Source organism: Streptomyces sp. NPDC101234, assembly GCF_044767525.1.
Classification (GTDB): domain Bacteria; phylum Actinomycetota; class Actinomycetes; order Streptomycetales; family Streptomycetaceae; genus Streptomyces; species Streptomyces sasae.
The window spans coordinates 1-6999 of the sequence record NZ_JBIWOA010000098.1; the positions used below are offsets into that span (position 1 = coordinate 1).

At 69.2% G+C, this 6999-nt stretch carries 7 protein-coding genes; 3 read left to right on the forward strand and 4 right to left on the reverse strand.

Translation table 11 applies throughout. The features are described from left to right. Nucleotides 1–489: 489 nt before the first annotated feature. Complete coding sequence (locus tag ACIRR9_RS55740) at nt 490–825, forward strand: ribosomal protein L7/L12 (protein ID WP_403769717.1); 336 nt, start codon at nt 490–492, stop codon at nt 823–825. A 39-nt stretch (nt 826–864) separates the two neighbouring features. Here ACIRR9_RS55740 and ACIRR9_RS55745 read toward each other — a convergent pair whose 3' ends face one another. Next, nucleotides 865–1026: a hypothetical protein gene (locus tag ACIRR9_RS55745; protein ID WP_403769720.1), complete on the reverse strand. Its 162-nt coding sequence runs from the start codon at nt 1024–1026 to the stop codon at nt 865–867. A 195-nt stretch (nt 1027–1221) separates the two neighbouring features. Continuing rightward, entirely contained in the window at nt 1222–1584 is a 363-nt protein-coding gene (locus ACIRR9_RS55750) for a hypothetical protein (protein ID WP_403769723.1), read from the reverse strand. Between ACIRR9_RS55750 and ACIRR9_RS55755 the strand changes: the two genes are divergently transcribed. Continuing rightward, complete coding sequence (locus ACIRR9_RS55755; protein ID WP_403769726.1) at nt 1567–1908, forward strand: hypothetical protein; 342 nt, start codon at nt 1567–1569, stop codon at nt 1906–1908. The two genes, ACIRR9_RS55750 and ACIRR9_RS55755, sit on opposite strands and share 18 nt — an antisense overlap. 7 nt (nt 1909–1915) lie before the next feature. On the opposite strand, the gene ACIRR9_RS55760 is transcribed toward ACIRR9_RS55755, so the two are convergent. Then, the gene (locus tag ACIRR9_RS55760) at nt 1916–4180 is read right to left on the reverse strand and encodes a hypothetical protein (protein ID WP_403769729.1); all 2265 of its coding nucleotides are present in this window, start codon (nt 4178–4180) and stop codon (nt 1916–1918) included. A 67-nt stretch (nt 4181–4247) separates the two neighbouring features. Next, on the reverse strand, nt 4248–4430 hold the full coding sequence (locus tag ACIRR9_RS55765) for a hypothetical protein (RefSeq protein WP_403769732.1): 183 nt from the start codon (nt 4428–4430) through the stop codon (nt 4248–4250). A gap of 674 nt (nt 4431–5104) precedes the next feature. On the opposite strand from ACIRR9_RS55765, the gene ACIRR9_RS55770 reads away from it, so the two are divergent. After that, a partial coding sequence (locus ACIRR9_RS55770) for a M4 family metallopeptidase (RefSeq protein WP_403769735.1) occupies nt 5105–6999 on the forward strand: 1895 nt, incomplete at its 3' end.

Consider the following 6999-nt stretch of genomic DNA (forward strand, 5'->3'; position numbering starts at 1 on the left):
CTGACGCGTGCCTTCAGGTCAGTCTGGCCTGTCACCCGTTTCCGCCGTGGTGACGGGCCAGACGTCTGCTGAGCTGGTGAGGAGGACGAGGCACTGGGCTAGTGCAGTCTGTGCGGAGTCGGAGGAGCCGCTGGTGTGCACCGACCTTCTCTGAACTACCGCGATGTGCTCGTGCCGTTGAACCTGGGCTGTGGGATGGCTCGGAGTCGGCGCCTACCACCGCATCTGAGATCATCCGGTCATGTCCATAGCGAAGCGCAGACAGCAGGTCATCGCGGGTGTCGAGTCTCACCTGCGCGACTCCTTTTAGGACCTCCCAGTGACGGCCGCTGAACGCGAGTATCGCCGCGAGCACGGCCATGAAGCGCTGGAGCAACTCTTCGAGGAGCACGAGATCGAGCCCACGGATCCCGAGTGTGCTTCCGTGGTCTGAGGGCCTGCCCCTCGCTATGGGCTGCCGGAGTCACGAATCACCTGCTTGGAGGAACGATGGAGGAGCCGCCGTTCGGTGTGTTGTTGACGACGGGCGGGGACCGCGGGCTCGATCTGGTTCAGGCGGTTCGGACCGCGACTCGCCTGAGCGCCTGGCGGAGCAAGCAACTGCTCGATGCCGCGCCCATCACTCTGATCTCCGAGACATGGTTCGAGCGGGCAGAGCAGGCAGCCAGGCGCCTCAACGAGCTTGGCGCCAAAGCTGAATTGGCCTGCAGGTGGTGCGAGCGCGTGATGTCCCCCGAGGACTGTCCGGTGGACCCGGGGCCGTGTTCGTCGCCCTATATGTCCCCGGACGGCTGCCCCGCGAGTCGCCCCGGAGGCAGCGCCTGATGTGATCAGCTTCCTCTTGCAGTGGCTGGTGTAAGCCGATCATTGATCACGATCTGGGATGGCCGGCATGCCGAGGTTGACCGTCATGCTCCGCCTGGTGTCCTCGGCGTCGAGCCGTGCGATCTTGCCCTCCGCGTCGGTGAGGCCGATCTGGAGCCCTTCGAGGTCACCTGGCCATCCCTCCCGCTCGGCTTCGACCATGCGGTCAACGAGGTTGTCGCGGATCCCGATGAAACGGTGCCGCTGCGAGGGCTCGGGCCTGAGAAGTGAGCATCGAATGCAGGTGTTTTCATGGATGCACCACCGGGTGCCGAACGCGCGTCCGCAGGTGCCGACAGAGAGCTTCCGTTTCTCGAAGCGCCCAAGGAACTGGTCCCGTTTCTCGGCGGTGGGCGTTCAGTACTCCTTTGCAGGTTGCAGGTTGCAGGTTGCAGGTTGCAGGTTGCAGGTCGCAGGTCGCAGGTCGCAGGTCGCAGGTCGCAGGTCGCAGTTCGCAGGTCGCAGGGCTCGTCGGCGAGCGATGAACGCCCGGTGGGCTTCAAAAGCGTCGTTGGGACAGGCCGAGTTGTAGCCCATTGCGGTGTCGGTCTCCAGGAAGCTCTGCACGTCCTGTCGCATCGGAGGCTGGAGTTCGACATAGCGGAGCGCGTTCATCCGCCGGGCGAGCGTCGGACCTGCGAGCGGGAAGGGTGCGGAGAGACCGGTACGACGTGCGACGACCAGCACGATGGCATCGCCGCGATGCAGGTGGCCCGCCACCGGCAGGAGGATCACCGTGCGGCGCTGATCGGTGACGCGGTCGCCGTACTCAAGGACGCCCAGGAGGTGTTGTGCCGGTCGCCGGACGTGGTCACCGACGTGGACACGGACACTTACCGGGGCAAGGCGTCCGTGACGCCTGAGGCCATGAGGGACGCTCTGTTCGCCTGGCAGGACCAGCTCACTGCGATGCTCTCCCCGTGCAAGCACGACACGCTGCCCGGTGACCCCCTGGACCTGGAGACGGGTCGGGCGAGATCTTCATCCAACTGGGTCCGGAAGGCGGCCGCTGTGATCCCGGCCTCCAGACGTGACATGGGGTGATGAACGGTCACCAACTCGGCGGCATGTAGTACCAGACGGGTCGGTCCGGGGTGGCAAGGCGGGTGCGGCAGTCCTCGGTCAGCGGGTGATCGGGTCCCAGGGCGCGCTCGCAGTCGGACAGCAGCGCACCGAACTCGGCGTTCGACCACAGGGACTGTTGGTGGCGGGCGGCGAGGGTGAGTTCGTGGTCGGGGCCCAGCGCCCGTGTGGCGTCCTGGGCGAGAGGGGTGAGGAGGGCCAGTGCCTCGTCGCGCCCGACGGCCTTGCCGGTGCAGCCCGCTTGCTGGAGGCGGATGGCAAAGGTGCGTGGATGGTCGGCGCCGTAGTTGACGGTCCTGCCGTCGATGACGTCGGCGAGAAGGCGCAGTCCCAGCGAGGTGTCATCGGACTCGAACGCGGCGCCTGCGTGGTTCCAGCGTGCGTCGACGGTGAATCCGTCGTGCGGTCCCAGCAGCCTGGTCGCATCGTCGGCCAACTCGCCCCAGAGCCGGGCGGCTTCTGTCGGCCGGCCGCTGTCAAGGGTGTAGCAGGCGACCTCGAACCTGCAGCCAAGGGTCATGGGGTGTGCCGGCCCCAAGACCCGCAGGGAGCGTTCTTGGGCGTCGAGGGCCAGGTTCAGCGCCTCGCGGGGATGCCCGAGGTGGGACATCCATCGTGTGACGCGGAGGGCTCTGAAGACGGTCTCCGGGTGGTCGTCCCCGAACCTCAGACGAACCTCCTCGTACAGCTCCGTGGCCAATTCCAAGGCCTCTTCCTTGTTGCCCGTTCCGCCGATCCACCACGACAGATCCGACCGCAGCTCGTACAGGGACTCGGGGTCGGTGTCTGCGGGGGCCGACTGGAGGGCCGCCCGCAGCACCTCGCAGGCCTCCTGCAGCCGCCACGTGTCCCCGAGGATCAGGGCCAGCCCAGCCGCAGCGGAAACAACCCCGTTGTCCAGCGCATTCTGAAAGGCGTCCCAGGCAGCTGTACGCCTCACATGCCTGATCGCCGCCCACCCGATGTCCACGCAGACCTCGGGCTCAGCCGCCGCGATCAACCGCTCCCAGGTGCCGTCCAGGATCGGGACGTCCACAGCGTCCGGCAGGTAGTCGAAGGCGGAATAGGCGTCCGGCGACGAGTCGTGGGGAATGAGCAAGCTGCTTGTGGCGTACAGCGGTGTGGTCGCCCACTCCAGGGCCTGCTCCCAGGTCTCGGGGCGCAGCCTGACTCCGCCGTGTGCGGTGAGCTGCCGCTCGTGCAGGTCTCGCAGCAGTGCGGCCGGGACCGGTCGGCCCCAGCCCGCGCGGCGTGCCTCCACTGCCGCGCTGACGAGGGCGGCGCCGCGGACGTGCGGTCCTTCCGGCGCCCAGGCGTCTTGCCAGGCTGTCAGGAGTTGAGGGCCGGCGGCGAGGAACTCCGCGATGCCGTAGCGCGCTGCGTTGTCGATCGCGTGCGCCAGGCGGTGGTCGTCGCCGAGCTCCCTGGCCCGCTCGATCTCTCTCTCGTGCCACTGCCTGTCCAGCCGGATCTCGTGCACCAGCGTCAGGACATCCCGGCTGATCTGTCCGCCCGGTCCGCCGACCGAGGCCCGGGACAGGCCCTGTGTGTCCGTGTAGCGGGCCCGTTCCTGCGCCCTGATGGTCGCGAGGACCACGGAACCCGGGGGAGCGAGCCGCTCCAGCAGGTGCGGGGTCAGACCACCGGAGCCCAGGTACCGCTCCATGTCGTCGAGCCACACGAGCGAGTGGCGCTCACCCCGGACCGCGGCCGCGGCGGCCCGCAGCGCCGCAGGCTCGGTGGGGTCGGGCAGGATGAGCGCAGCCCGAGGGAGCACCGCCCGCGCCGCCTCGAACGCCGCTCGCGACTTGCCCGCAGTGGATTCGCCGACGACCAGGACGAAGCGCTCGGTACGCAGGGCGTCTTCGATCTCGGCGCTGCGGTCGCGTCGTACGAAGGGAGGCACTCGTGAGCCGACCGCGTGCGCGTCGCCCTCCGGGGCGGCCGGATGGACGCCGATGGAGAGCAGATCGTCCATGTCGCGGACCCGCAGTAGCCGGTCCCGTCGGTCTCGCAGCAGCCCGTCGTCGGAGTCGCCGCGCCACCTTGCCCCTTCCTCGACGAGCCGTTGGCCTCGCTGTGTCAGGGCCGCACCGACCGTCGCGGCCACGGCGACCATCGCTCCGCCCACCACGCCCGGAAGCAGCCTGGCCAGCCAGGAGACCCCCGACACCCCGACGGCGGCCATGACGAGCAGCCACCAGCCCCCCGCGCGGTTCCCCCACCTCCGCATACCCCTGCGGTACCCAGGTCAGGGACACCGCACGCGCCCCGGACGCTGTTGCCGTGGGCCCGGCCCGTCAGGGGCAGTACTGCGCGTCCGCTTCCGCGCGCGAGACGTCGTCTACGGTCCGGATGCCGGAAACGGGTGTGCCGAGCCCGCGCAAGCCGTCGACCAGGTGATTCGAGGGCCAGGCACCACAGGACATGCTCTCGCCGTACGTGACGATCGGGCGGTCGAGCAGGGAGGCGGCGGAGAGCACGGCGAGTGCGGACTGGCGAGCCTTGCCTGCGCCTCAGACGTCGACGCCAAAAGACTGGGCGATGCTGCGCAGACCTGTGGGGTACCCTGGCCGACGGCGCGGAAGCTCCACCCCGTGGCATGCCGGTAGCGGTCGCCGAAGACGATCGCGATATCGGCGGAGCCGGGATTCCCGGATGCGCCGCGACCACGCCGATTGCACGGCCTGGATCCGCCTTCCCGACAACGGCTTCGTCTCACTCAGGGTGCCGTTCCGCACCGGTATCGAGGTCTCCGTCCGGACCGGTTGACACCTGCGGCCCTGTCGTGCGGACACCTGTCGGACCGCACTCCGCCGGACCGGCGCCGGGGGCAGACCCGGCCGAAAACCATGGGACGGGTGGTCGAAACCCCGGCTCGCAACCATCAGTTCAAGCCGTTGTGCTGATGTGCTCATGACAGCGCTGTCCGGCGGGTGTCACTCTGCTCTCCGAAGTTCACCCCTCATTCACAGGTGACTCACAAAACCCCTGCATCTCGCATCTCGAATTTTCCTCCTACCGCACCGGCACGGCCCAGTAGACGTCACCGCGTCGGACCGTGCCCTTGGCACCCGCGCGCCGCCGGACGGCTCGACCCAGCCGACCCGCTCTCCAGGGCTCCGCCGAGCCCGCCACCCCACAGAAGGAGAACGTCATGTTCCGGCAGGACCGTCACCATCGCCGCACCAGACACACCATGACCCTGGCGCTGACCGCCGCGACCACCCTGCTCACCATCGGCATCCAGAGCGGCACGGCCGTGGCGGGCCCCGAAGTCCGCCGGCCTGCCCGCATCCTGGCCACCCCGAGGGCCGGTGCGGCCCCCGCCCCGCTCTCGCCGGCGCGGCACAGCGCGCTGCTGAAGCACGCCGCGGAGGACGCACCCGACACTGCGAGGACGCTGCGCCTCGGCGCCGGCGAGAAGCTCGTCGTCAAGGACGTCGCAGTCGACGCCGACGGCACGACGCACACCCGCTACGAGCGCACCTACGACGGCCTGCCCGTCCTCGGCGGCGACCTGGTCGTCCATGCGAACGCCGACCGGCTCACGGTGTCGCGGGCCACGAAGACGGCCCTCGCGCTCCCCTCCACCAAGGCGAAAGTCCCCGCGGCCACCGCGAAGGCCCGGGCGCTCGGCGCCGCCGCGAAGTCCGGCGCCGAGCACCCCGTGGTCGAGGGCGCCCCGCGCCTCGTCGTCTGGGCCGCCTCGGGCAAGCCCGCCCTGGCCTGGGAATCGGTGGTCGGAGGCTTCCAGGACGACGGCACGCCCAACGAACTCCACGTGATCACCGACGCGGCCTCGGGCAAACAGCTCTTCCACTACCAGGGCATCGAAACCGGCACCGGCACCGGCCAGTTCAGCGGAACCGTGCCCCTGAGTACCACGCTCTCCGGCTCCACCTACCAACTCGTCGACGGCGACCGAGCCGGACACCGCACCTACGACCTCAACCAGGGCACCTCCGGAACCGGCACCCTCTTCACCGACGACAACGATGTCTGGGGCGACGGCACCCCGGCCAACCGGCAGACCGCGGGCGTCGACGTCGCCTTCGGCGCGGCCGCCACCTGGGACTACTACAAAAACGTCTTCGGCCGCAACGGCATCCGCAACGACGGCGTCGCCGCCTACAGCCGCGCCCACTACGGCAACAACTACGTCAACGCCTTCTGGTCGGACAGCTGCTTCTGCATGACGTACGGCGACGGGTCCGGCAACACCCACCCGCTCACCGCACTCGATGTCGCCGCCCACGAGATGAGCCACGGCGTCACCGCCGCGACCGCGGGTCTCACCTACTCCGGCGAGTCGGGCGGCCTGAACGAGGCCACCTCCGACATCTTCGCCGCCGCCGTCGAGTTCTACGAGAACCTCCCCGCCGACGTCCCGGACTACCTGGTCGGCGAGAAGATCGACATCAACGGCAACGGCACCCCGTTGCGCTACATGGACAAGCCCTCCCGCGACGGCGCCTCCAGCGACAACTGGAGCTCCTCCCTGGGCGGCCTCGACGTCCACTACTCCTCGGGCCCGGCCAACCATTTCTTCTACCTCCTCTCCGAGGGCAGCGGAGCCAAGACCGTCAACGGGGTCGCCTACGACAGCCCCACCTACGACGGCCTGCCGGTGACGGGCATCGGCATCGACAATGCCCAGCGCGTCTGGTACCGGGCGCTCACCACCTACATGACATCCAGCACCGACTACGCGGGCGCCCGAACGGCCACGCTCCAGGCCGCTGCCGACCTCTTCGGCGCCTACAGCCCCTCCTACCTCGCCGTGGCCGACGCATGGGCCGCGATCAACGTGGGGCACCGGGTCGCACTCGGCGTCAACGTGGCACCGATCGCGGACCAGATCAGCGGCATCGGCCAGACGGTCACGCTCCAGACGGACGCCTACACCACGAACTCCGGCGCGGGGCTGACGTACACGGCGACCGGACTGCCGGATGGGCTGACGATCAGTGACACGGGCCTGATCTCCGGCACTCCGACCACGCTCGGGACCAGCGACGTCACCGTCACGGTCACCGACGACACGGGCGC

Coding starts and splice junctions, on each gene's coding strand:
- ACIRR9_RS55745 (WP_403769720.1), bottom strand. CDS start 1,026: ATGGTCGAAGCCGAGCGGGAGGGATGGCCAGGTGACCTCGAAGGGCTC.
- ACIRR9_RS55760 (WP_403769729.1), bottom strand. CDS start 4,180: ATGCGGAGGTGGGGGAACCGCGCGGGGGGCTGGTGGCTGCTCGTCATG.
- ACIRR9_RS55755 (WP_403769726.1), top strand. CDS start 1,567: ATGCAGGTGGCCCGCCACCGGCAGGAGGATCACCGTGCGGCGCTGATC.
- ACIRR9_RS55740 (WP_403769717.1), top strand. CDS start 490: ATGGAGGAGCCGCCGTTCGGTGTGTTGTTGACGACGGGCGGGGACCGC.